Origin of the sequence: Falsirhodobacter halotolerans, from assembly GCF_022899245.1 — a bacterium.
Lineage (GTDB): Bacteria > Pseudomonadota > Alphaproteobacteria > Rhodobacterales > Rhodobacteraceae > Falsirhodobacter > Falsirhodobacter halotolerans.
Map to the genome: position 1 here is coordinate 339,022 of NZ_JALJAZ010000001.1, position 21,870 is coordinate 360,891.

Consider the following 21,870-nt stretch of genomic DNA (forward strand, 5'->3'; position numbering starts at 1 on the left):
GGCCCTACCCCGGAACATGACGGGATGGGAAACCCCGGCAGGGGAGGCGGCACGCCCATTACCCGCACAGGATGCCCCCACAAAGGGAGCAGCCGCCCGCGTGTCGCCGTCAAAGCGCGCGGGAAGGTGCCGCCAGGTCCCCTTTGGGGAGTGAAGCGAAGGCCATGGATCGACAGCCTGACCCCGATCCCGCGCAGGAACAGCGCAGCCTCTTTGACGGTGTGTGATGCCTGTCCCTCGTCCGACACGCAGAACCGCGCTTCGCCCCGACGACGGGCGAAGTGTGCCTTTGCCGAACCCTGAACCGATCCGCAGCATCACGAGAGAAGTAAGAACGGATGAACGAGGAAACACAGACCCCGAAGAAACGCGCGACGCGGGCGGAACGCTTCAAACGACGGGCGGAAGCCGCAGAGAGGCTGGACGAAATTGCCCACCATGTGGCCGAGATCAGAAGGAACGACGAAATGGGATCGCACTACACATTCTGGTCGCATCTTGGCGAGCGCGGGGAATGGTGGCCGGGGTCGCAGCACTGGACCGCGCCGGATCGCATCGACATGTTCGGCAGTTTCGATGAGTTCGTGACCTGGCTGTCCAAGGAGGGCGGCGCATGAGCATCACAGCCGCCGAGGCTGCGGCCTGCCGCCGTCTTTGGGCATCCGTCCTGCTGGCGGCCTTGGACGACTTCAATCGAGACCACAGCCGGGCCAGTCGCCCGGATCTCGTTTTGGCGCGCGCACGGCGGTATTTCGTCAGCCGAGACGGACGCCAAGTCGCTTCCATGGCCGGGGTCGATGTGGATGCGGATCACGTTCTTGATGTGATTGCTCTGCCGCGAGATGCCTTCCGTCGGCGGCTGTATCTGCGGCCGGATCGTCTCGGGGTCACGGGGGAAGACACATGACCCCCGCCGACACCGTCCAGATGCCCCGTCGTCGCTTTCAAGCCTTGGCCGAAGAGGTGGCCGAGGCCTATGGCATCAGCCCCGCCGAATTGCTGGGAGAGGACCGGAGCCGCCACCTGTCCCACCCCCGTCAGCATCTCTACGCCTTGGCGCAGGAGCGGTTGGGCTGGTCCACCACTCGCATAGGGGCCGCCGTGGGGCGAGACCACAGCACCGTTCACTATGGCATCCGGCGGGCCCGGGAGCGCATCGCGCGGGGTGACGCATGACCGAGCGATACGGCAACCGGCGCGTCGTCACGATGTATGCCGAGATCAACGAATTGCGGCGCGCCATCCGCGCCCACGACAGCGAAGCCACCGAGGCCGCATGGGACAAGGTCGAAGCGCATATCGACTACGCCTACGGCCACCCGACACCGAGCAGGGAAGAACCATGAAACATGACCGCTATGCCGCCCAGATCGCCGCCGCCACCAAGGCCCCGGCGCGCACGGGTCAGATCAGCAAGGATCAGGCCAAGAAGGCGCGGCAGCGCGAGCGCAAACATGCCAAACGCGACGCGTCCGCCGCCGTAACCGCCGATATCTGGCAAGATCGGGAGGGCAAGGCCCGCCCAACGGACGAGCGGCGCGCGCGGGGCGCATGGGTATTGCGTGATGGAGAGGAGGCCGGTGTGACGGTGGCGGTGGATGAACACGCGCACGTGCTTGATCAGATGCTGGCCAAGAAGCTGATCACCGCAGACCAGTGCCTGGCGGGGCACGACTTCGCGGCGCTGATGGAGCGCACCCGCATGGTGTCGGCGGGTCGTTCCTGCCTCGATTTCACGCCGGTCGGGTATGAGGGGGACAACGATCCGACGCACGGCGAGTTGCGCGACGCGTCAGAGCGCAAGGTGCTTTATGCCCAGATGGGATCGTGGGTCTGGAGCGAGATGCGGATGGTCTGCCATCAGGGCTTCTGGCCGGACCGGCTGGACCGGCTGCGCGAGGGGCTGGACATGGCGGCGAAATATTGGGCGGGGAAAAGATAGGCCTTGTCGGGCGTTTCGAAATGGGCTATTTCAGTGGGTGACGACGTATGTCTTGAGCGCGGGCCGAAAGGTGCCGCGCTTTTTGCATTCCGCCGTCTGTCCAATCCGCCCCACCCGATACGGGCAGGGCGGACGGCTCCATCACCGGCGCTTCAAGAGCACGATCAGTGTGGCCAGCCACGCAGCGAGCGACGCGGTCTGCAGAATGAGGGACGTGATTTCAAACGTGGTCATGCTTTCCTCCAAGGGGGCAGGCCATGGCATATTGCAGAGCAGGCCAAGGCGATGTGAAGCGGCGCACCGTTGCGCTTGTATCGGGTGATCGTATCGTTGCTGACGCCCAACTGGCGGGCTGCCTCGCGCCCTGAGATGTCGCGCAGGTTGAGCCAAGCCAAGAAGTCGTCGGCGCTCATTGCCTCAGGCATCTGTTTCTCCTATGTTGAGGGAGGTGGAGCGGGCCTTTCGACCCGCCCCTTTCTTCACTTCCTCCGGCTGGCGACTATCAGAGCGGCAATTCCGATAGCCAGCTGGAGGGCCTGAAGAACCAAGGAAGTGGTTTCGTATTCCATCCTTGATCTCCTCTCCGATCATCTTGCCCTGACCGTTTGGGCTGGTTGGCCTCGCGCCTTCCATGTCCTTAATATAGGACGACCGATGCAGTCAGGCAAGAGAAAACGTCATTAAATAATGACAAATGTGGTGTGTTTTATCCCTATATTAGGATAAACGCCGTCACGTCAATCGTATGAGGGCCCGTGGCCTCGGCCCCATGCATCCCAGCCGGGCGGTCAATTCGGGTAAAGCAGCATGATCCGTCCCAGCGGCGCAACCGACGCCCGATACAAGACAGCGCGATGGCAGCGCCTCCGGGAGCGCATCATCGCCCGCGATAGTGCCGAATGCCAGATGTGCGGATGCCTGACCACCTCGGGCCGCTCGGGCCCCTCCGCCGCAGAGGTGGATCACAAGGTGCCCCACCGTGGGGATGACGACCTGTTCTGGGACGCCACAAACCTCCAGTGCCTGTGCAAGCGGTGTCACGGGTCGGTCAAGGCGAGGCAGGAGCGCGGCAGTAGGATGCAGCGGTCGGACGGCTGGTGAACCGGGGGGATCGGACCGATTTTTTGCCTTTCGGCCCCGATTTTCCGCCGATTTTCATTGACATGCAAAAATGTCACATTTTTAGGGCCCCTCGATAAAAAAGAGGGGGGGTAGGTCCGCCAGACCCGCGCCCCAGGTCCGATTTCACTGAGAACGCTTGCGAAAGAGGGGTGTCCCCGTGACGTACCGGATGCCCACGTACAGCCGCGTGTTCGAGGCCCATGGCCAAGCGGAGGAAATGGCTGCCTTCGCGGCGGTCCTGTGGAAGGAACGCATGGCCGATCTGAAGGCTCGCAAGCTGGTCACATCGGGCCGCGTGCGGATCGTGGACCGCTATGTCCGCGCGCTGACCGAATACGAGTTCCTCTATCCGCAGGCCATGGCCGAGGGGCCGACGCTGCAGGCGGAAAGCGGCGGGCAGTTCGCCAACATGCGGTGGCATGCGGTCGGAAAGCTGAACGAGCAGATCATGAAGTTCGAGGCCGCGCTGGCGATCCCGGCGAAGCATGACGAGGGCGACGCCCCGGCGCCGCCCCGACCGAAGTCCAAGGCGAGTAGGTATCTTGACTGATCGGACGACGGAATGGGCGCGCAAGGTGGTGGCGGGCAAGATCATCGTTGGGGAGTTGGTGCGGCTCGCGGCGGAACGGCATCTGCGCGACCTGAAGGACGGCAAGAAGCGCGGGCTATCGTGGGACGTCGCCGCGGCGGAGCGGGCGATAGATTTTTTCCCCTCGGTCCTCAGCATCACGGAGGGCGCGAAGGTCGGCGAGCCGTTCAATCTGCTGCCCTGGCACCTGTTCGTGGTCGGATCGATCTATGGCTGGAAGGACGCAAACGGGCTGCGCCGGTTTCGGTTCGTGTGGATGGAAACGGGCAAAGGGCAGGCGAAGTCGCCGCTGATGGCAGGCTTGGGCCTTTACGAGATCATCGGGCGGAAGAAGCGGCGGGCGGAGGTCTATTGCATCGGCGAGGATCGGAAGACGGCGAACGTGATGTTCCGGGATGCCGTGGCCATGTGCCGCGCCCCGATCCCGGACGAGGGTGAAGATACGCTTGAGACGACGCAACGGGTGATGATCCGGGGCACGGGGGACAACGCCTGGCGGATCGAGCATCCGTCCAGCGGATCGAAGTTCGAGCCGGTCGCCAACAGCGATGCGATCTCCGGGCCGAAGCCGGTTCTCGTTCTCGGGGACGAGATCCACGAGATGAAATCGAACAAGGCCATTTCGGTCTGGCGCGCGGCCATCGCCAAGATGTCCGGCGATCCCATGATGGTTCTGGGCACGAACACGCCGTCGGTCGATCAGCAGGTGGGGACGGAATACAGCGAGTATTTCCAGCGCGTCCTGCGCGGGGAGAACACCGATGACAGCGCGTTCGCGTTCATCGCGCGGACGGACAAGGGCGATGACCCGTTCCACGATGAAAGCTGCTGGGTGAAATCGCTTCCCGCGCTCGGGATCACCTATCCGATCGACAACGTCCGCAAGGAGGTCCAGACCTCGCGCAACATGATCAGCACGGCGCTGACGACGAAGCGGCTCTACTTCGGCATTCCAGTCGGGACGGCGGGGTTCTGGATCGCGGAGGATGCCTGGGAGGGGACGCAGGGCGAGATCGACGAGGCCGAGATGGTCGGTCGCAGGCTGCACCTGTCTCTCGACCTGTCGGAGAAGAACGACCTGACGGCTCTGTCCGGGTGCTGGGAGGGAGAGCGCCTGGCGGTCAAGACGTGGTATTTCACGACCGAGGAGCGTCTGGACGAGCGCAGTACGGCGGATCAGATCCCGTATCGGGAAATCGAAGCGACCGGTCAGCTGACCATCACCAAGAGCGCGACGATCGACTATTCCTATGTGGTCCAGCGGGTGCAGAAGCTGTGCGCGGATCACGACGTCGAGCAGCTGGTGGTGGACAGCACCTTCATCCAGAACTTCATGCGCGCCGCCGAGGAGGCGGGGTTCGCGTGCTGGATGTATGACGGTGACGAGCGGTCCTCCGGTGTGGGCCTCAAGATCGTGCGCCATGCCCAAGGCGGCAAGGTGGTGTTCGAGGAGAAGATGCTCTGCATGCCGCTCTCGATGCGGCATCTGGAGGACAAGATCCTGAAGGGTGAACTCGTCATTGATCGGAACCGGCTGACGACGATCTGCGCATCTAATGCCGTGGTGCAGTCTGACGCGTTCAAGAACAAGTACTTCCACAAGAACCGTTCACGCGGGCGGATCGACGGGATGGTGACGATCGCCATGGCGGTCGGATCGGCGGCGAGCCAGATGGACGCGCGGTCGCGGTCCTATCTCGAGGATGAGGATTTGATCGTCTTATGAACTGGTTTCAGCGCATTTTCGGCCCCTCCGAGGTAAAAGGCTACCATTCGGCGAACAAGGGGGATCTCGTCTTCTTTCAGGGAATCGGCGACTTCGGCTCGCGCGAGTTCACCAGTGTCGCGGCAGCGCTGCGGGCCGGATACACGATCGCGAGTGGCATGGGTCTCTTGCCGCTCACGGCGGAGGGGCGGGGCGGCGATGATTTGGCCGCGCTGCTGAACGATGAGCCGAATGACCTTCTCACCGGGGTCGAGTTCAAGGAATTGCTGACCCTTCACGCCGTATTCAGTGGCACTGGGCGGGCGTTCATCCGCCGCAATGCCTTGGGGAAGGTACAGGAGCTTCTGCCCCTGCATCCGGGCTGGTGCGGGCAGTGGACCTATCACAACGGGCAGTATGTCCTGCCGGTGACGATCGAAGATGCCGGCGTCCGGGGAGATTTCACGCGCGACGACATTCTGGAGATAACCTCCCCGCGCTGGAACATGCTCGGCGGCTTGGACGTGACGAACGCCTGCCGCCATGTCTTGGGGCTGTCGCGAAAGCTGCAGCAGAAGCAGGCCCAGTACGCCGACACGAATGCGCCTTACGGGGTCATGTTCGTGAAGGAGGGGGAGAGCAAGGGCGCCGTCGCGCGGCTGAAGGAAAGCTGGTCGAAGCAGTTCGGCCGCAGCGGCATCGCGGTTGTGGACATGGACGGAAAGTTCCAGCAGCTGGCGCAGTCTTCCACGGATCAGCAGCTGAACGAGGCCTTGAAGTTTCAGGTCGAGGAGATCGCCCGGATCTATGGCGTTCATCCTTACTTCCTGATGCAGACAGCAGGATCGGGGGCGCAGGGCGCAGTGGCCGATGCCATGTTGTTCCATCAGGCCCAGACCATGGCGCCGTGGATCACGCGGTGGGAGGCGGCGCTGAAACGGTCGTTGTTCCGCAACACGCAATCGGTGCCGAACTTCGACGAGAACGCACTGATGCGGACGACGCCGCAGGTGCGCGCGGAAATCTACGCTCGGGCGCTGGGCGGGGGCGGAAACGCACCCTGGATGACGCCCGACGAGGTCCGCGAGGGCCAGTCGCCGTTCAATCTGCCCGCCAAGGGCGACGCGTTCTGGACAACCGGCAACACAGGAGGGGGCGAATGAAGCTCCAATACAAGTTCGCCCCGCTGGAAGCCGATGTGGATCAGCGCGGCAAGGTGACGGGTTACGCGTCCAAGTTCGGCATTCGCGACCATGGCGGCGATATCGTGGTCAAGGGGGCCTTCGCTGGGCTGACCAAGAAGCCGAAGATGTTGTTCCAGCATGACGCATCGCAGGTGGTCGGGGTTTGGGACGTGGTCCATGAGGACGCTGACGGCCTGCACGTCGAAGGCCGCATCAACCTTGGGTCCACCCTCGGCAAGGATGTGCACTCAAACCTCGAATTCGGCGCCATCGACGGCATGTCGATCGGCTATCGCGCCAAGGACGCCGTGAAGACGGCGCAGGGGCGCGAATTGCGCGCCGTTGATCTGTGGGAGGTGTCGTTCGTGACCTTCCCCATGATGCCGGATGCGCTGGTGCAGTCGGTCAAGAGCATCGACGGGGGCAATCCCGTCCTGCTGAAACGATTTGTCGAGGATATCCTGCGTGAGGCGGATTTCTCGGCTGACGAGTCCAAGGCGGCGGCGGCTGCGGTGGCTCGGGTCCGCGCGGAACGTGAGGTGAGCGCAGGGCAAGACGAAGGCCTCAGCCTTGAGACCATTCGGAACGCGCTTCTCGGCCTGAAATAAGGCCGATCACCCCATCAAAGGAGACAGCAATGGCTGATCTGAATGAAGTCCGCGAAATGTTTCGCGGTGAGCTGAAGACCATGCTCGAAGACCGGGACCAGAAGTCCACGGATCTCGGCGAGCAGATCGAGCACCTGAAGACGAAATCGGCAAAAGATGCCGCCGACATCATGGGTCGGATCGATGGCACGTCCGCCGATATCGAAAAGCTGACGGCTGCGATCGACGCTCATGAGAAGAAGATGGCGGCCTTCGGCCCCGGCGCCCCGGGCAAGACGCTGGGCCAGCAGTTCGTGGAAAGCGACGAGTGGAAGTCGAAGGCGACCACTCAGCAGCCGACCACGGTCATGCTGGAGATGAAGGACATCCTGAACAGCGGCCAGATCGCCAACGGCGTCTCGCGGTCGGTTCTGGTGCCCGAGCAGCAGTCCGGGCTGGTCAATCCGCCGACGCTGGACCTGCGCATCCGCAGCCTGATCCCGGCGGGCGCCACGGCGAGCAACTCCATCCGCTCCATCGTGGAGAAGGGGTTCACCAACAATGCCGCAGTTGTCGCCGAGGGCGGTCTGAAGCCGAAATCGGAACTGACCTTCGGTGAGGAGATCGTGCCGGTTGAGAAGATCGCGCACCGGTTCCGGGTGTCGATGGAGGTGCTGGACGACGCGCCGATGATGCGGTCCTACATCGACGGTCGGGGCCGTTATGGCCTGCTGCTGAAGGAGGAGGATTACCTTCTGAACGGCAGCGCGGCGGCCGACGGCCTGCTGGACGTGGCCAAACCCTATGCTGCGGACTCGATCACCGACTACACCCCGGCCACGCTGGTCGACGATATCCGGGTGGCAAAGCTGCAGGTCCGCAAGGCGCTCTATCCGGCCTCGGGCGTGGTGCTGAATCCCGAAGACTGGGCTGCGATCGAACTGCTGAAATCGACCGAAGGCTCCTATCTGTTCTCGTCGGTGACCAGCGGCGCGACGCCCACGCTGTGGGGCATGCCGGTCGTGCAGTCGGACAGCATGCCCGCCGGCACGTTCCTTGTTGGGGCATTCTCGCTGGGCGCGCAAATCTGGGACCGCATGGGCATGACCGTCCGCGCCTCCACCGAGGACGGCGACAACTTCTCGGAGAACATGGTGACGATCCTGTTCGAGAAGCGCCTGGCTCTGGAGGTGAACCGGCCCGAGGCTTTCGTTCACAAGACGGCAGCTTGATCCAACGGGGCGGCTTACGGGCCGCCCCATCCCAACAGATGAGGGTGCTATGCCGAATTTCCTGACCCTTGGGGAGTTGAAGGGGCGTCTGCACATCACCTTCGACGATGATGATGGCGAACTTGCCGGGTATCTGGCGGCGGCCGAGAGCTATCTGGGCGATCCGCAAAACGGGATCCTGCACCGCCCCGTCGTCGCGCAGGAGTTCACCGAGACCTTCGCGGGCTTTGCGGAGGTGCAACTGGCCTTTCCTGACGAGGTGTCGGGCGTGTCGGTCACCTATGCCGATGCCGAGGGGGTAGAGCAAACGCTGCCGGAAGGATTCGCGCTGGCCGATGGGCGATTGATGCCCGCGCCGGGGGCGACATGGCCGCGCGCCAGGCGCGTGACCGTGACCTACACCGCCGGGTGGAAGCCGGGGCAGGTGCCGCGCGCGATCTGCGAGGCGGGGTATTTCATCGCCCGGTCATTCTACGAACAGGGCGACAAGATCGACCCGGAACGGTTCCGGTCGGTCGTCGCGATCAAGGTCGCAGGCTTCAGGAGGGCCACGCTATGAAGACGGTCGAGTTCACGCGGAAGCACGTCTATGGCGGGCTGGTGTTTCAGAAGGGCGACAAGCTGGAATGTCCGGATGATCGGGCCGCCGCGCTTGTGAAGGCCGGGGCCGCGCGGGTGCCCAAGGCGGCGAAGGACGAATGAACTTCTACCGCGCAACCTTCCTGGAGCCGGTGGAAGATCGAGACGCAGACGGCCAGATCATCCAGCGGTATGACGAGCGATTCCACGATCGGGTGAGCCTGCGGTTTCTGCGCGGGGGCGAAAACGTCATGGAGGCGCGGATGCAGAGCCGCAACCCCGTCATCATCGGGATGCGCGACAGCGCCCGCGCGCGGCGGGTGACCAGCGAGTGGCGGGTTCGGATTGACGGGCGGCTTTATGACGTCCGCGAGGAGCCGCGCCCGACCGAGGATCGGCGCAATCTGGAAATGCTGGCCGAGGCGGGGATGGTTCGATGATCGATGTGCGGGAACTGCGGCGCGTCGTCATGGATCGCTTGATAGATCAGGTTCCTGCGCTTGTGGGCCGCGTCTATGACAAGGCGGTGGAGGGCACAGCCTATCCCTACGCCAGCCTCGGCCCCAGTTATGGCACAGCGGCCAGCGTGGAGTGCATCCGGGCCCGGAACGTGACGCTTCAGATCGACATCTGGGACGACACGAACAAGGGAGTGGTGGAGGACATCGTCAGCGCGGTGGATATGGCGCTGGATGGGTGGCGTGCCCCGGATCGGCTGACGTCCGGGCCGGTGCGCGTGTCACTGATCCGTGTGATGGACGACGCCACGGCGGTTCATGGCGTCGTGCAGATCGAGGCAGGGGTGGAGGGTTAGCTGACATGCCGGGAATGTGCGCATGGTCGGCTAACCACGGACTTATTTCTCAAGGCAAAGGTAAAGATCTTCCGCGAGATACTCACCTACCATGCGGCTGGACGCGTGTTCGGCGCGCTTCTTACCGCCCGACGTGCAAACACGGGTTGCTTCGGCTTTCGTCTTGGCCATCGCCTCTGCCGCAGTATCGGAGGTCATTGTCGAACGCTAAATTTTGACGCTCGACCCGTTGAAATCGCTTACGATCGGGGTGACAGGGCCACACGCCGTAAGTGTCAAAGCAATAGCAGCCCCACCAAGAAGAATACGCATAAGAAGTCCTTAGGTTGATTCCGTGGGTCACAATCACATGCGCGTGATTTTTAGGGCAAGCGATATATCGCCTAAGGTTGTATTTTATGGCCAAACTGTCGCCCCGCATTACCGCAAAACTCAAGCGTATTCCGTCCATTGCCGTCGATGCCGCAAAGGATGCGATGGAGGAGGGTGCGCAGATGATCGTGGATCACATGCGCCAGTTGGCGCCCAAAGGGCGCACCGGGAAGCTGGCACAATCCATTGGCTGGACTTGGGGGGACCTGCCCCCCGGCACGTTCATGATCGACGAAGTCCGCAGCGGCGGGAATAAGGGTGACCAGTATGCCACGCTCCGGATCAAAATCTATGCCGGGTCGAAAGACGCCTTTTATGCGCGTTTTGTTGAGTTCGGCACCGCGCCCGGTACCAAAGGCGACAGGGTCTCGGGGCGTGAAAACGACGTGAACCAGAGCGCGGCGGGTCGGAAGGTCTACCGGACCCACCCCGGCACACCGGCCCAGCCGTTCTTCTATCCGGGCTGGAAGGCCAAGAAGGCCGAGTTCCGCAAGCTGATCCGACAGCGGGTCCGCGCGGCCATTAAGAAGGAGTTTGCCCGTGGCTAAGGCCCAATTCCACCGATTGTTCAATGCGACGGACGTCAAGCGGGGCGTCTCGATGCGGATTGAACCGCATGAGGCGTTCCGCACCTATCCGGCTTGGGTCATCGACAAGGCCGAGGCGGCGGGGGCCGCCACGCGATACGTGCCCCCCACCAAAGAAACCACCGATCAACCTGGAGACTGACACATGGCACTGCCTCAACTTCAACGCCGCGGCGATATGATCGTCATGGTGGATTTTGCCGGGTCCGGCACCTTCGCCAACTTCTGCGGCGCCACCGGTATCAGCCTGTCGCTGGAAAACGCGCTGGCCGAAACCACGACCGGCGACTGCGAGGACTGGTCCAAGCCGGTCCAAACCCTTGTCGCCTATGGCGCGCAGAACGTCACCATGACGATCAACGCGCAGATGGCGAAGTCCAACCGGGGTAAGCTGCTGTCCTGGGCCAAGGACCAGTTAGAGGTGCCGGTTCGCGTTCACATCGTGGATGGCGGGCGATGTCGAATACATCGATGGTGTCGGCCTGCTGACCACGCTGGGCATCGGAGGGATCGGCAATACCGAAAACGCCGTCATCACGCAGACGCTGAACATCCGGTTCAAGGATGGCGTCGAGTTCACGGATGCCACCTGATGGTGCCGGTCGTTCTTACTTGGCCGGGCGGTGAACACGCGTTTCGCCTCGGCATCGCCGAACTGGAGACGATCCAGCAGAAAACCGATTGCGGGCCGGAGCATGTGCTTTTGGCCCTCAATTCCGGCGCATGGACAGTCACACATCTGGTGGAGATCATCCGCTGCGGACTGATCGGCGGGGGCATGAACCACGTTGAAGCGCTGAAGCTGACCCGGAAGGCGTTCGATCTGCATCCGATCATTACGTTCAAGGTGCCGTGTCAGGAAATCCTGTCGGTCGCGTTGTTCGGTCCGCCGGAGGATCCCGTGGGGGAGCCTTCGCCGGTGGAGCCGACACCGGGGACCTGAAAAACGGCAAGCTGCGCTTCAGCACCTATTACGGGCTGGGCGCGGCGATGGGGTTCACGCCTGTGCAGGTGGGCGTGATGAGCCTGTGGGAGTTCATGGCCTGCCTTGACGGGTATGGCCGGGCAAATGGCTGGCAGGCCAATCCCGGCGGCAGAGGCATGAGCGTCGAGCGCATGCGGGAATTGGGTATCGAGGGGATCTGACACATGGCGCAAGAGCCCGATCTTGTCATTTCGGCGGGCTTTTCGGATGCCCAGTTGGTGCGAGAAGCCGACCGCATCGTCGCGATGTATCGCAAGAAGGGTCAGGAGGCGCAGAAGGCGTTTCAGGATTCGCAGGGACGCGTGACGAACACCGCCGCCGCCCGCGCCCATGTTCGCGAACTGGATCGGTTGTCCAAGGCCTACGACCCGGTCTATCGCGCCTCGCGTCAGTATGAGGCGGAGGTGCGCCGGTTGGATCGGGCGCTGGAACTGGGCGTCCTGACCCAACAGCAATACACCGCACAGGTGGAGCGGGCTGCGTCCGAGATGCGGGACGCCAGTGCCGCCACGCGTCAGGTCGCGGGGTCGAGCTCCTCGCTCTATTCCGCGTTCCGCCGCGGCGATGACGGCGCGCGTGGGTTGGCGGGCAGCGCGGCGGGCGTGGGGCGCAACATGGGCGCCATGCGTGCCCAAATCCAAAACGCATCCTTCCAGATCGGGGATTTCGCCGTGCAGGTCGGGTCGGGGCAATCGGCTATGGTTGCCTTGGGCCAACAGTTGCCGCAGTTCCTCGGGGCCTTCGGGGTGGTCGGTGCGGTGCTGGGGACCGTGGCCGCGATCGCCATTCCCGTCAGCGCTGCTCTGTTTCGCGTCGGGCGCGACAGCGAAGACGCCGCCAAACAGTCGGAGGCCTTCGATAAGGCTTTGGGCGACGTGCGATCGGCAATGGGCGAATTTGCCGACGCGATCGACACGCGGGCTGTGGGATCTGTTGACGACATGATCGAGCGGTTCGGTCGGGCGGATGAGGCTGTGAAGCAGCTGATGGACCGGCTGCGCGATGCGGCGCGTGAGGACGCGTTCAAAGGTTTTGGCCTATCGATCGACGAGGCGGTCAAAACGCTAGATGGGGCGCAAGAGCGGGTCGCTCAAATATTCGGCCGCCTAGCTGCGCTGCGGGACGAGCAGGCAGGAGTTAAAGAGCGGCTCGACGCGTTGGGAAACCCGCTCGCGGACCGTGGCGTATCTCGTGCGGCTGCCGAGCAATATAGGCTTCAGTTTCAGTTGCGAGAGACGCAAGCTGAGTTTGAGCGCCTGAACGCTGAAGTTGCCGAGTTCGGAATCAGCCCCGCCCAAATCGAGACGTTCAACGCAGCATGGCGGATCCTTGACGAGATGCTGGCAGCAGAGAATTTCACCGGCGCGGCGGACCAACTGGCAGTGATCCAAGGCATCCTGCGGGCCACTGGCAGCAAGGAAGCTGTCGATGTCGCCAACAGCCTTGACGAGGTGGGCACGCAGCTGCGTGAAGGCGCGAAGGAGGCGGGCGAGGTCGCGCGGCGCGCAGAGGACATCAGCCTTGCGGCGGCGGGCATCAGCTTCGACGGGGCAGTGCAGGGGGCGCAGACGCTGGCCGACGTGTTGGCGGCCGCAGCCCGGAACATGGCGTCGATGGAAAGCAGCCAAGCGCAGCAGCTGGCCCGCGCTCAAATCCGGGGGCAGTATGTCGGTGACCCGGTCGGAGAAGCGGGCGCATTGGCCCGGTTGGAATATCGGGATGAAAACCTTCCGAGGGGCACCAAGACCACGCCCCAGCAACGGCGTGATTTTCGTGAACGGCTCGATGCATACGTGGAGGGAGCGAAGGAAATCGCCCGAGAGGAGCAAAAGACGCTTGCAGCAGAACGCGCGGCGGCCGAGGCGGCACGGGGCGGGCGAGGTGGCGGTGGCGGGGGTGGCGGTTCTGCCGCCCAACGAACGCCGACCGACATCTTTGCCAACACGGATACCAATCTGACGGGGCTGGAACGCCAGATCGACCTGATCGGCAAGTCCTCGACCGAGGTGGCCCGCCTGCAAGCGCAGTGGGCGATCATGGACGAGGCCAAGCGCGCTGGCATCCCCCTGAATGACGAGATGAACGCCAAGATCAGCGCACAAGCTGACGAGGTGGCGCGGCTGACGGGCGAACTGGAGCGCGGGCAGTTGGCGCAGCAGCAGTTCGACAACGCGATCGACAGCATCGCCGGATCACTCAGCAGCCTGATCACCAGCGGTCAGAGCGTTCGGGAGAGCCTCGGGAACATCTTCCGGGGCATTGCGAACGACATCGTGAAAAGCGGCATCCAGTCGGCCTTGTCACGCGCGCTGACGGCCCCAGCCGCCGGTGGGGGCGGTGGGTTCGGCGGACTGCTGACCAAGGTGTTCGGGGGCTTCCGAGCGGATGGCGGGCCCGTGTCGCCCGGCAAGGCCTATGTGGTCGGGGAGCGGGGCCCCGAGGTGATCGTGCCCCGGGCGATGGGATCGGTCATCCCGAACCACAAGCTGGGGGGAGGATCTTCCGGCAGCACGATCATGATCGACATGACGGGCGCCACGGGAAATGCCGAGGTGCAGAACATGGTTCGGGCAGGGGTGACCGAGGGGCTGCGCGCCTATGACAGCGCCATGCCCAACCGGGTGCAGACGATCAATCGCAATCCGAGGTTTCGCTGATGGCCGTTCCGTTTCCTATGGATGCCGAGTTCTTTGCCGGCCTGCCGGTGATGTCGGCTTCATTCGATCTGGGCGAGGCCATGCAGTTCAGCGGTCGTACGGCGGGCGGTGCTGTCATGACAGCGGGCCTTGGTGCGAGGTTATGGACGGGATCGGTTTCGCTCTCTCCCATGCTGCCCGCCGCCGCAGAAGCTATCCGCGCGAAGTTGAGCGTTTTGCGAGAGCCGGGTCGCAGCCTCTTTGTGCGTCCATGCCCTGCCTCGCATCGTGCTGCAAGGATGGGCCTGACGGGGGTGACCATATCGGCTTTGGCCGCGAACGGTCGCGAACTTCGCTTGGCTGGCCTGCCCAGTGGGTTCGTCCTGCGGGCAGGTAGCCCCCTGTCGTTCCAGTACGGCACCAATCCGGCCCGCTATGCCTTTCACCGCGTCGTTTCGGATGTGGTGATCGGGTCCGGGGCATCGCCGATGATCGAGGTCACGCCCGCAATAAGGCCAGGGGCCGCAGTTGGCGCAACGGTTCAGGTGTCGAAGCCGTTCTTCAAGGCGATCATCCTGCCGGGAAGCGTATCGGCGGGTTCCGCCGCCCGACCTTATGTCTCCGGCATCTCGTTCGATATCCAGCAGACTCTGAGGTAACCATGCGCGATCTTGCCCCTGCCATTCTCGCCGCTCGCGCCGCGCGGGCTGGCATCATATCGCGCCACCTGATCTGGATTGAAGCGAGGGACCGGGAGACGGGGGCAGCCTCCCCGATCGGGTTTTGGACAGGCGACGACCATCAGGACTTCACCATCGGGAACGCTGTCCGCACCTATTACGGGGCGGGCACGGTCGGGGGCCTGCCGCAATTCGTGGAAGAGACCGGGGTTCAGGTCCGCAGCCACAACATCACCTTCTCGGGCATCGCGCCCGAGGTGGAGATTGCCCTGCGCGGCTATGACGTGCGTTTGGTTCCGTGTCAGATTCACCGGGCGGAATTCGACACCCTCACCGGGGCGCTGTTGGCGCCACCGCGCCCCGTGATCGACGGGGAGGTGTCGGGGGTGACGATCACCACACCCGCCCAGGGCGGTGAGGCCACAGCGACGCTGTCGGTGCTGTCCAACGCCGTGATGCTGACCCGCCCCCTGCCGCGCAAGCGGTCGGACGAAAGCCTGCGGGCGCGGCGGCCGCAGGACGCATTCCTGCAATACGCCCGTATCAGCGGCGCCAAAGGCGACCTCTGGGGGGCCAAGACGGTCTGACACCCCATGATCATGCTTCACCGCTACCTCGCCGCATCAGCGCGCGAGCCTTTTGCCTATGGCCAGCATGACTGCGCCACATTCGCCGCCCGTTGGGTCGAGATACGGACCGGGCGGGATATCTCGGACGGGCTGATCGGCCGCTATACCACGATGCGCGACGGGCTGCGGATCATGCGCGGCTTGGGGCTGGTCGATCATGTCGCCTTCTTCGCCCGCGCATTGCCCCGCCGCGATGGTTTGCCGCGTGTGGGCGATCTGGTTGCGGTGGCCGGGCTGGACGGGCCTGCGATGGGCATCTGGGGCGGCGAGGCCGCACATCATCTGGGCGAGACGGGGCTGGTGGCCCTGCCGCTGTCACAAGTCACGGACGTTTTCGAGGTATCCGCATGAGCAAGGTCGGCAAGGTTCTCGGCGGTCTCGCCCTCGGCGCGGGCCTCGTCTGGGCAACGGGCGGTCTGGCCGCCGGCGGGTGGGCCGCCTCCGCCTTGGGCGGCACGGTCGCGCGCCAGCTTCTGACCTCGGTCGCGCTGACGGCCCTGTCCACGGCGCTTGCATCGACCCCGGCTGCGGGAACGACGACGGGTGGCGTGCGATCGAGCGATACGGGTCGTGGCGACATCAATCCTGACAGCTTCGTGCTGGGCCGCTATGCCGTCGCCGGATCGCATGTCTGCCCGCCCTACGCCCATTCCCTGTCGGGCTACGACCGGCCGAACATCATCCTCAACTACGTCATTCACCTTGGTGGGCGCCCGGGGCAGCGACTGGCGGGGCTGATGATCGATGGTGCCACGGTGGAGATCACCGATACCGTGCATACCGACTATGGCCGGGAGGTCAGCATCGGCGGCGCGCGCGGACATGCCTGGGTGCAGTATTACGACGGGACGCAGACCGCTGCCGATCCCATGCTGCGCAGCCGCTACGCCAATCACCGTGATCGCCCGTGGGGTGCGGACATGGTCGGCACCGGCATCTGCTATGCCGTCATGACCTTCGCATGGTGGGAGGGGTTCCAAGGGTTTCCGTCCTGCCAATTCATCTTGGATGGGGCGCCGCTTTATGACCCGCGTCGCGACAGCAGCGTGGGCGGTAACGGTGCGCAGCGGTGGGGCAATCCCGCGACGTGGGCCGGGACAGAGAACCCCGCCGTGCAGATCTACAATCTGCTGCGCGGCATCCGCCTGCCGGGCGGTGCGGTCTATGGGGGTCGGGCAACGGCGGCGCAACTGCCGCTGGCCAACTGGATGGCGGCCATGGACGCCTGCGATGCGCCGGTGGCGCTGGAGGGAGGTGGGTCCGAACCGGCATGGCGTACCTCGTATGAGGCTCTGCTGTCGGATGAGCCCGCGGCGGTGATCGAGGAACTGGCGAAGGCGGCGTCCATCCAGTTGACGGAAAGCGGTGGCGTCTGGCGCGCACGTGTCGGCGGCCCGGGTCTGCCCGTGGGGCATCTGACCGATGACGACATTCTCGCGACCGAGGAGCAGACGTTCGACATGTTCCCCGCGCTCGATGCGACCCATAACGGCGTGTCGGTGTCGTTCCCGGATCCTGCGTCGAACTGGCAGGCGGCGGAGGCTCCGCTCTACCTCCGCTCGGATTTCGTTGCAGACGATGGCGGCAAGGAGCTTGTGGCGGATCTGACTGTTTCGGCAGCGCCCTATGCCGATCAGGTGCAGCGTTTGGGGCGGGCCTATGTCGAGGAGGAGCGTCGGTTCCGCCGGCACGTCCTAACTTTGCCCCCGGATTATGGCGCGGTCGAACCGCTGGACTCGATCACCTGGTCGAGCGAGCGCAACGGCTATGACGCCAAGGTGTTCGAAGTCTCGGCCGCCACCACGGATCCGGTGACACAACTGGTCAGCGTCACGCTGCGCGAGCGCGATCCCGAAGATTACAACTGGCAACCGGGCTTCACCTTGCCCTACACCCCGCAGCCTGCCGTGCCGTTTCAGCCGCCGCAGATTGATCTTGCCGCCGGGTTTACGGTGGCGGGTGTGGTCCTGACCGACGATGCGGGCAACGCGCGCCGTCCGGCCCTGCGCCTGTCTTGGGATACCTTCGATCTGGATCCGCTGTCGGCGGTTCTGTGGCAGGTGCGCCGCGCGGGCGAAACCGTGTCGCTGCGCGGCACCGTGGGCGATGTGGCGGCGGGCGAGGTGATCGCCGCCGATGGGATCGTGCCGGGCCAAGTTTACGAGGCGCGAATCCGCCCCGACCTGCGCGGCTATGACGCCCGTTGGACCAGGTGGCTGTCGGTGACTGCCCCGGATGTCAAGCTGCAGCCCGACGATATCGGCCAGCAGGTCTGGGACAACTTCACCGACATCGCCACGAAGGTGGGCATTGAGACGGTCACCGCGTTCCCGGCCAATCCGACGCCCGACAAGATCGTGCTGAAGATGCCGGAGGCGGTGCTTTATCGCTGGGACGGCAACGCGTGGGTCACCACGATCTTTGCCGGTGTGCCGAACGGGGCGATCGACGCCACCAAGATCGCCCAGGGGCTGGCGCTGATCCAGAACGTGGAGGGCGACACCCTTCCCACGATCCGCACCGCCACCACGATCACCTTCAAGGGGCGGCTCTATTCGTGGGACGGCACCCGCTACAGCGCCGATGTTCCGGCGGTGAACGTCACCGGCCAGCTGACCAATGACCAGATCGCCGCCGTCGCGGCGGCGAAGCTGACGGGCCAGATCGGATCGGTGCAGATTGCCGATCGCGCGGTGTCGACGGCCAAGATCGCGGATGGCGCGATTGCGGCTGGCAAGCTCGCCTCGGGCGCGGTCACGGATGACAAGATCGCGGATGCCGCTCTGTCGCTGTCGAAGTTCGCGGACGGGCTGCGTCCGATCGAGCGGGTCACCTCCTTGCCGGGGGCGCCCCACGTCCTCGGGCGGGTGGTGTCGCTGACCACGGAGGGCGGCAAGCTCTACCGCAACACCGGCAGCGGCTGGACGGCCAGCGTTCCGGCGGCGGACGTGTCGGGGCAGCTTGGCAATGATCAGATCGCGGCCATCGCGGCGGCAAAGCTGACCGGGCAGATCACCGGCACCCAGATCACCGACCGGGCAATCAGCACAGGCAAGATGGCGGCGGGTTCGGTCAGCACGGCCATTCTTGCCGCCGGATCGGTGGTGGCCGACACGCTGGCCGCGTTTGCGGTCACGGCGGGCAAACTGGCGGCGGCCAGCGTCACGGCACTGGCCTTGGCGGCGAACTCGGTCACGGCGGGGGCAATTGCCGCCAATGCGATCGAGGCGGGGCATATCCAGGCCGGGGCGATCAGCACCGATGCCTTGGCGGCGAATGCCGTCACGGCCTCCAAGTTGGTGATCACCGACTTCACCAATCTGGTGACCAACGGCATCTTCGCCGGGGGATCGTCGGACGGGTGGAACCTTGCCAGCGGGGTATCGGTCCTGCCCTCCCCCTCCAACGTGCCGTCAGAGTTCGCTCTGCGGATCGACACGATGGACGGGGGGCTGAACACCTGGACAAAGCGGATCCCGGTCGCGCCGGGGGACGAGGTGTTCGGCTCGCTTCGGGCACGGGCGAGCGGCAGCAGCGATCGGCTGATGACCGTGCGCATGCGGCTGGTCTTCGAGGATGGGAGCGGCAACCAGCTGGCGGCCAATCACCTCTTCACCCAGACCACGCAATCCACCACGCCGGTGGTCTTCTCCGGCAGCGTGGTGGCCCCGCCGGGGGCTGCAGCGTTCTATGTGACGGTGCAGCGGATCTCCGACGATCAGCAACGATACTACGGCTATCTCGACAGCGTCACCGTGCGGTGGAAGACCCAAGGCGAACTGATCGTGGATGGGGCGATCACCGCCGCCAAGCTCATGGCCAATGCCGTCACGGCAGCGGCCATCGCGGCGGGCACCATCACCTCGGCGGAGATTGCCAGCGGGGCCATCACCACGGCCAAGCTGGACGCGCTGGCGGTCACCACGGCCAAGATCGCCGCCTCGGCCGTCACGGCCAGTCAGATCGCGGCCAACGCCATCACGGCGCGCGAGATCCAATCGGCCTCGATCAGCACGACGCTTCTGGCGGCGGGCGCGGTGGTGGCCGACAAGATCGCCACCGACGCGGTGACCACGCGGGCCTTGGCCGCCAACAGTGTGAGCGCGAATGCCCTTGCGGCAAACTCGGTCACGGCGAGTGCCATCGCCGCCAACGCGATCACGGCGGCCAAGATCGCCGCCGGGGCCGTGGGGGCGGAACAGATCGCGGCCAAGGCCATCGCCACGTCGAAGCTGGCCGTCTCCAATCTGGAGAACCTGTTCGACGGGGCCGATGCGATGGCCACAAGCCCCTTCCTTCCCACTTCAGGGGCGAATGGCGGGCGCGGTGACTGGTCCAGCGCGTCGGGCCAAACCGGCTATCGGGGCCAATCGGCGCTGATGATCGCCGGGGCATGGTCCGGGGTGGCTTATGAGATGCCCTCGTTCCCGGTCACGCCGGGGGCGGAGTATTTCATCCGGTTCTACGGTGTGCGCGATGCGTCGTGGAACGGGCAATCGGCCAACTCGAAGCTGCGCATCGGGGATCAGAACGGGTCATTCCTCGCGTCCATCTCCTACGCTGCCGGGGATCTGCCGCATTTCACCTCGTCCAATTGGGCGGAGCGGAGCGCGGTGTTCCGGGTGCCGGACGGGGTGAATGCGCTGAACATCACCCTTGGCAACGACGCCACAGCGGGCACAGCCTATCTTGCCGGGTTCGAAATGCGTCTGCGCAACAGCGGCGAGTTGATCGTGGATGGGGCGATCACGGCGGCCAAGATCATGGCGGGGTCCATCACCGCCAACGCGATCGCGGCCTCGGCCATCCTCGCCAGCCATCTGGCGGCTGGGTCGGTGACGGCGAATGCCCTGGCGGCAAACTCGGTCACCGCGCGGGCCATCGCCGCGAAGTCGATCACGGCGGACGCCATGGCGGCACGGTCGGTCACCTTCGAAAATGGGGCTATCGATCGTCTTGCCGTCCGGACGTTCAACATCGGCGACAATCAGGTCACCGTGCCGGTCGGCATGTCCGGGCCGGTTGTCGAGCAAACGGGGCCGAATACCTATGCTCAGCTGGCGCGGGTGGTGATCCCACTCTCGCAAGCTGCGCCGATCCTAATTTGGTGGTCCATCCGGCATGGATATTACGATGGAGGCTTTGGACGCTATGGCATCCGTTTGGAGGTCAACGGGCAGATCGTCACGGAGAAGTCGGACAACAACCTGCCCGCAGACTGGCCGTCTGGTCAGTTCATGGTGCAGGGCACGACCGGCAACAATGTGGTCCGGCTGCTGTGGCGGGGGTGGGACGCTGCCCGCATCACCGCCGAAGGTCAGCTTGCAGCGATCGGGGCCATGAAATGAGCCGGTATCTTCTGTTTGACGACGTAGGCCACTGCCTCGGGGCCATCGACACCGACAGCGACCTGATCCTCTCGGCCAACATCCCGGAGGGAGGCGCGGCCATCGCGAGCAGCGCATCCCCATCGGACGTGTATCTCAAGGGGGGGAAGGTCAGAAACCTTCCCCCGCGCCCCGGCCCGTGGGCGGTGTTCGACATCGCCCACGACCGATGGACGGACCCCCGCACGGCCTCGGACGTCACCGCCGAAGAGGACGCGCAGACCCGTGCGGAGGCGGCAGCGTATCTAGCCGACACCGACTGGATGGTCATCCGCGCGGCGGAGGGCGGCAAACCGGTCCCAGACGACATCACCGCCCGCCGCGCTGCGGCGCGCGCGGCGCTGTCGTCCTGACATCGCGAGGGGGCGGAATGGTCCGCCCCCCGCATCACCACGAAAGGACAGCCCATGGGCTACAAGGTGCATCTGAAAACTGGCCGCGTCATCACCCTCGCGGAGGCCGTGCGCGAGGAACGCGACGGCTCGGGCGTTCGCTTCTACAACGCCGAAGGCGTGGGCTGCGGATCGTTCGGCGATGGCGTGGTCGATTACGCCTATCCCGATGACAGCGCGGTCGAAGAGCCGGCCACCACCACGGAGGAGAAGGCATGAGCGTGCAGGGCATCGTCGCGCAGAACCGCGAACTGAAATGGCACAAGGAGCAGCTGGAGCACCGCTGCCTGACCTTGGGCATCACGCTGGACGAGATGGCAGAAAAGCTGGCCCTCGCGAACGCCCGGATTAAAGAACTGGGCGGCGAGCCGATTGCCGACACCCCGCCCGATCCTGCACCCGCCGCCTGATCCCGCAGCGCCCGCCCCTCGGCGGGTTCTTTCATATC

Annotated in this window: 28 protein-coding genes; 27 read left to right on the plus strand and 1 reads right to left on the minus strand. The window is 64.6% G+C overall.

Translation table 11 applies throughout. The annotated features are described in order from the left end of the window. The first annotated feature begins 338 nt into the window (after nt 1-338). From MU449_RS01850 to MU449_RS01870, 5 genes are read left to right on the plus strand one after another with little or no spacing between them, the layout of a single operon-like run. Nucleotides 339-617 carry a hypothetical protein gene (locus MU449_RS01850; protein WP_244736290.1) on the plus strand — a complete coding sequence of 93 codons (279 nt, stop codon included), beginning with the start codon at nt 339-341 and terminating at the stop codon, nt 615-617. Next, entirely contained in the window at nt 614-907 is a 294-nt protein-coding gene (locus tag MU449_RS01855; protein WP_244736291.1) for a hypothetical protein, read from the plus strand. Before MU449_RS01850 ends, MU449_RS01855 begins: the two co-directional genes overlap by 4 nt. Next, nucleotides 904-1,176, plus strand: a complete 273-nt coding sequence (locus MU449_RS01860) for a helix-turn-helix domain-containing protein (protein ID WP_244736292.1) — start codon at nt 904-906, stop codon at nt 1,174-1,176. Before MU449_RS01855 ends, MU449_RS01860 begins: the two co-directional genes overlap by 4 nt. After that, the gene (locus tag MU449_RS01865) at nt 1,173-1,346 is read left to right on the plus strand and encodes a hypothetical protein (RefSeq protein WP_244736293.1); all 174 of its coding nucleotides are present in this window, start codon (nt 1,173-1,175) and stop codon (nt 1,344-1,346) included. Before MU449_RS01860 ends, MU449_RS01865 begins: the two co-directional genes overlap by 4 nt. Next, the gene (locus MU449_RS01870; RefSeq protein WP_244736294.1) at nt 1,343-1,942 is read left to right on the plus strand and encodes a hypothetical protein; all 600 of its coding nucleotides are present in this window, start codon (nt 1,343-1,345) and stop codon (nt 1,940-1,942) included. The genes MU449_RS01865 and MU449_RS01870 overlap by 4 nt, the downstream gene beginning before the upstream one ends. A 230-nt stretch (nt 1,943-2,172) precedes the next feature. Here the strand turns inward: MU449_RS01870 and MU449_RS01875 are convergent, their stop codons facing one another. Next, a complete protein-coding gene (locus tag MU449_RS01875) occupies nt 2,173-2,367 on the minus strand; it encodes a hypothetical protein (protein WP_244736295.1) in 195 nt (64 codons plus the stop codon). 382 nt (nt 2,368-2,749) lie between these two features. Between MU449_RS01875 and MU449_RS01880 the strand changes: the two genes are divergently transcribed. The 22 genes from MU449_RS01880 (at nt 2,750) to MU449_RS01985 (ending at nt 21,832) form a co-directional block, all read left to right on the plus strand. Next, nucleotides 2,750-3,043, plus strand: a complete 294-nt coding sequence (locus MU449_RS01880; RefSeq protein ID WP_244736296.1) for an HNH endonuclease — start codon at nt 2,750-2,752, stop codon at nt 3,041-3,043. Nucleotides 3,044-3,233: 190 nt separating this feature from the next. Further along, on the plus strand, nt 3,234-3,614 hold the full coding sequence (locus MU449_RS01885) for a P27 family phage terminase small subunit (RefSeq protein ID WP_244736297.1): 381 nt from the start codon (nt 3,234-3,236) through the stop codon (nt 3,612-3,614). Next, a complete protein-coding gene (locus MU449_RS01890) occupies nt 3,607-5,379 on the plus strand; it encodes a terminase large subunit (protein ID WP_244736299.1) in 1,773 nt (590 codons plus the stop codon). Before MU449_RS01885 ends, MU449_RS01890 begins: the two co-directional genes overlap by 8 nt. Beyond that, a complete protein-coding gene (locus MU449_RS01895) occupies nt 5,376-6,521 on the plus strand; it encodes a phage portal protein (RefSeq protein WP_244736300.1) in 1,146 nt (381 codons plus the stop codon). Before MU449_RS01890 ends, MU449_RS01895 begins: the two co-directional genes overlap by 4 nt. Then, nucleotides 6,518-7,150, plus strand: a complete 633-nt coding sequence (locus MU449_RS01900; protein WP_244736302.1) for an HK97 family phage prohead protease — start codon at nt 6,518-6,520, stop codon at nt 7,148-7,150. Before MU449_RS01895 ends, MU449_RS01900 begins: the two co-directional genes overlap by 4 nt. A 29-nt stretch (nt 7,151-7,179) precedes the next feature. Then, nucleotides 7,180-8,361 (plus strand): phage major capsid protein, encoded by a 1,182-nt coding sequence (locus MU449_RS01905; protein ID WP_244736303.1) that lies wholly within the window; start codon nt 7,180-7,182, stop codon nt 8,359-8,361. A gap of 49 nt (nt 8,362-8,410) precedes the next feature. Then, nucleotides 8,411-8,920, plus strand: a complete 510-nt coding sequence (locus MU449_RS01910) for a head-tail connector protein (protein ID WP_244736305.1) — start codon at nt 8,411-8,413, stop codon at nt 8,918-8,920. Beyond that, nucleotides 8,917-9,063 (plus strand): DUF7210 family protein, encoded by a 147-nt coding sequence (locus MU449_RS01915; protein ID WP_244736306.1) that lies wholly within the window; start codon nt 8,917-8,919, stop codon nt 9,061-9,063. Before MU449_RS01910 ends, MU449_RS01915 begins: the two co-directional genes overlap by 4 nt. Beyond that, entirely contained in the window at nt 9,060-9,380 is a 321-nt protein-coding gene (locus MU449_RS01920; protein ID WP_244736308.1) for a phage head closure protein, read from the plus strand. The genes MU449_RS01915 and MU449_RS01920 overlap by 4 nt, the downstream gene beginning before the upstream one ends. After that, nucleotides 9,377-9,754, plus strand: a complete 378-nt coding sequence (locus tag MU449_RS01925; protein ID WP_244736310.1) for a DUF3168 domain-containing protein — start codon at nt 9,377-9,379, stop codon at nt 9,752-9,754. Before MU449_RS01920 ends, MU449_RS01925 begins: the two co-directional genes overlap by 4 nt. Before the next feature lie 398 nt (nt 9,755-10,152). Continuing rightward, on the plus strand, nt 10,153-10,674 hold the full coding sequence (locus MU449_RS01930; protein ID WP_244736311.1) for an HK97-gp10 family putative phage morphogenesis protein: 522 nt from the start codon (nt 10,153-10,155) through the stop codon (nt 10,672-10,674). Further along, the gene (locus tag MU449_RS01935; RefSeq protein ID WP_244736312.1) at nt 10,667-10,855 is read left to right on the plus strand and encodes a hypothetical protein; all 189 of its coding nucleotides are present in this window, start codon (nt 10,667-10,669) and stop codon (nt 10,853-10,855) included. Before MU449_RS01930 ends, MU449_RS01935 begins: the two co-directional genes overlap by 8 nt. Before the next feature lie 3 nt (nt 10,856-10,858). After that, nucleotides 10,859-11,656: a phage tail tube protein gene (locus MU449_RS01940; protein WP_244736313.1), complete on the plus strand. Its 798-nt coding sequence runs from the start codon at nt 10,859-10,861 to the stop codon at nt 11,654-11,656. Between the two features lie 47 nt (nt 11,657-11,703). Continuing rightward, a complete protein-coding gene (locus MU449_RS01945; protein WP_244736314.1) occupies nt 11,704-11,859 on the plus strand; it encodes a hypothetical protein in 156 nt (51 codons plus the stop codon). 3 nt (nt 11,860-11,862) lie between these two features. Beyond that, nucleotides 11,863-14,355, plus strand: a complete 2,493-nt coding sequence (locus tag MU449_RS01950) for a phage tail tape measure protein (protein ID WP_244736315.1) — start codon at nt 11,863-11,865, stop codon at nt 14,353-14,355. Beyond that, nucleotides 14,355-14,993 carry a hypothetical protein gene (locus tag MU449_RS01955; protein WP_244736316.1) on the plus strand — a complete coding sequence of 213 codons (639 nt, stop codon included), beginning with the start codon at nt 14,355-14,357 and terminating at the stop codon, nt 14,991-14,993. The genes MU449_RS01950 and MU449_RS01955 overlap by 1 nt, the downstream gene beginning before the upstream one ends. Nucleotides 14,994-14,995: 2 nt before the next feature. Continuing rightward, the gene (locus MU449_RS01960; RefSeq protein ID WP_244736317.1) at nt 14,996-15,601 is read left to right on the plus strand and encodes a hypothetical protein; all 606 of its coding nucleotides are present in this window, start codon (nt 14,996-14,998) and stop codon (nt 15,599-15,601) included. A 6-nt stretch (nt 15,602-15,607) separates the two neighbouring features. Continuing rightward, on the plus strand, nt 15,608-15,994 hold the full coding sequence (locus MU449_RS01965) for a DUF6950 family protein (RefSeq protein ID WP_244736319.1): 387 nt from the start codon (nt 15,608-15,610) through the stop codon (nt 15,992-15,994). Continuing rightward, nucleotides 15,991-20,991: a phage tail protein gene (locus tag MU449_RS01970; protein WP_244736320.1), complete on the plus strand. Its 5,001-nt coding sequence runs from the start codon at nt 15,991-15,993 to the stop codon at nt 20,989-20,991. The genes MU449_RS01965 and MU449_RS01970 overlap by 4 nt, the downstream gene beginning before the upstream one ends. Next, the gene (locus MU449_RS01975; protein ID WP_244736322.1) at nt 20,988-21,383 is read left to right on the plus strand and encodes a hypothetical protein; all 396 of its coding nucleotides are present in this window, start codon (nt 20,988-20,990) and stop codon (nt 21,381-21,383) included. Before MU449_RS01970 ends, MU449_RS01975 begins: the two co-directional genes overlap by 4 nt. A gap of 54 nt (nt 21,384-21,437) precedes the next feature. Continuing rightward, complete coding sequence (locus tag MU449_RS01980) at nt 21,438-21,641, plus strand: hypothetical protein (protein WP_244736323.1); 204 nt, start codon at nt 21,438-21,440, stop codon at nt 21,639-21,641. Beyond that, nucleotides 21,638-21,832 (plus strand): hypothetical protein, encoded by a 195-nt coding sequence (locus MU449_RS01985; protein WP_244736324.1) that lies wholly within the window; start codon nt 21,638-21,640, stop codon nt 21,830-21,832. The genes MU449_RS01980 and MU449_RS01985 overlap by 4 nt, the downstream gene beginning before the upstream one ends. Nucleotides 21,833-21,870: the final 38 nt, after the last annotated feature.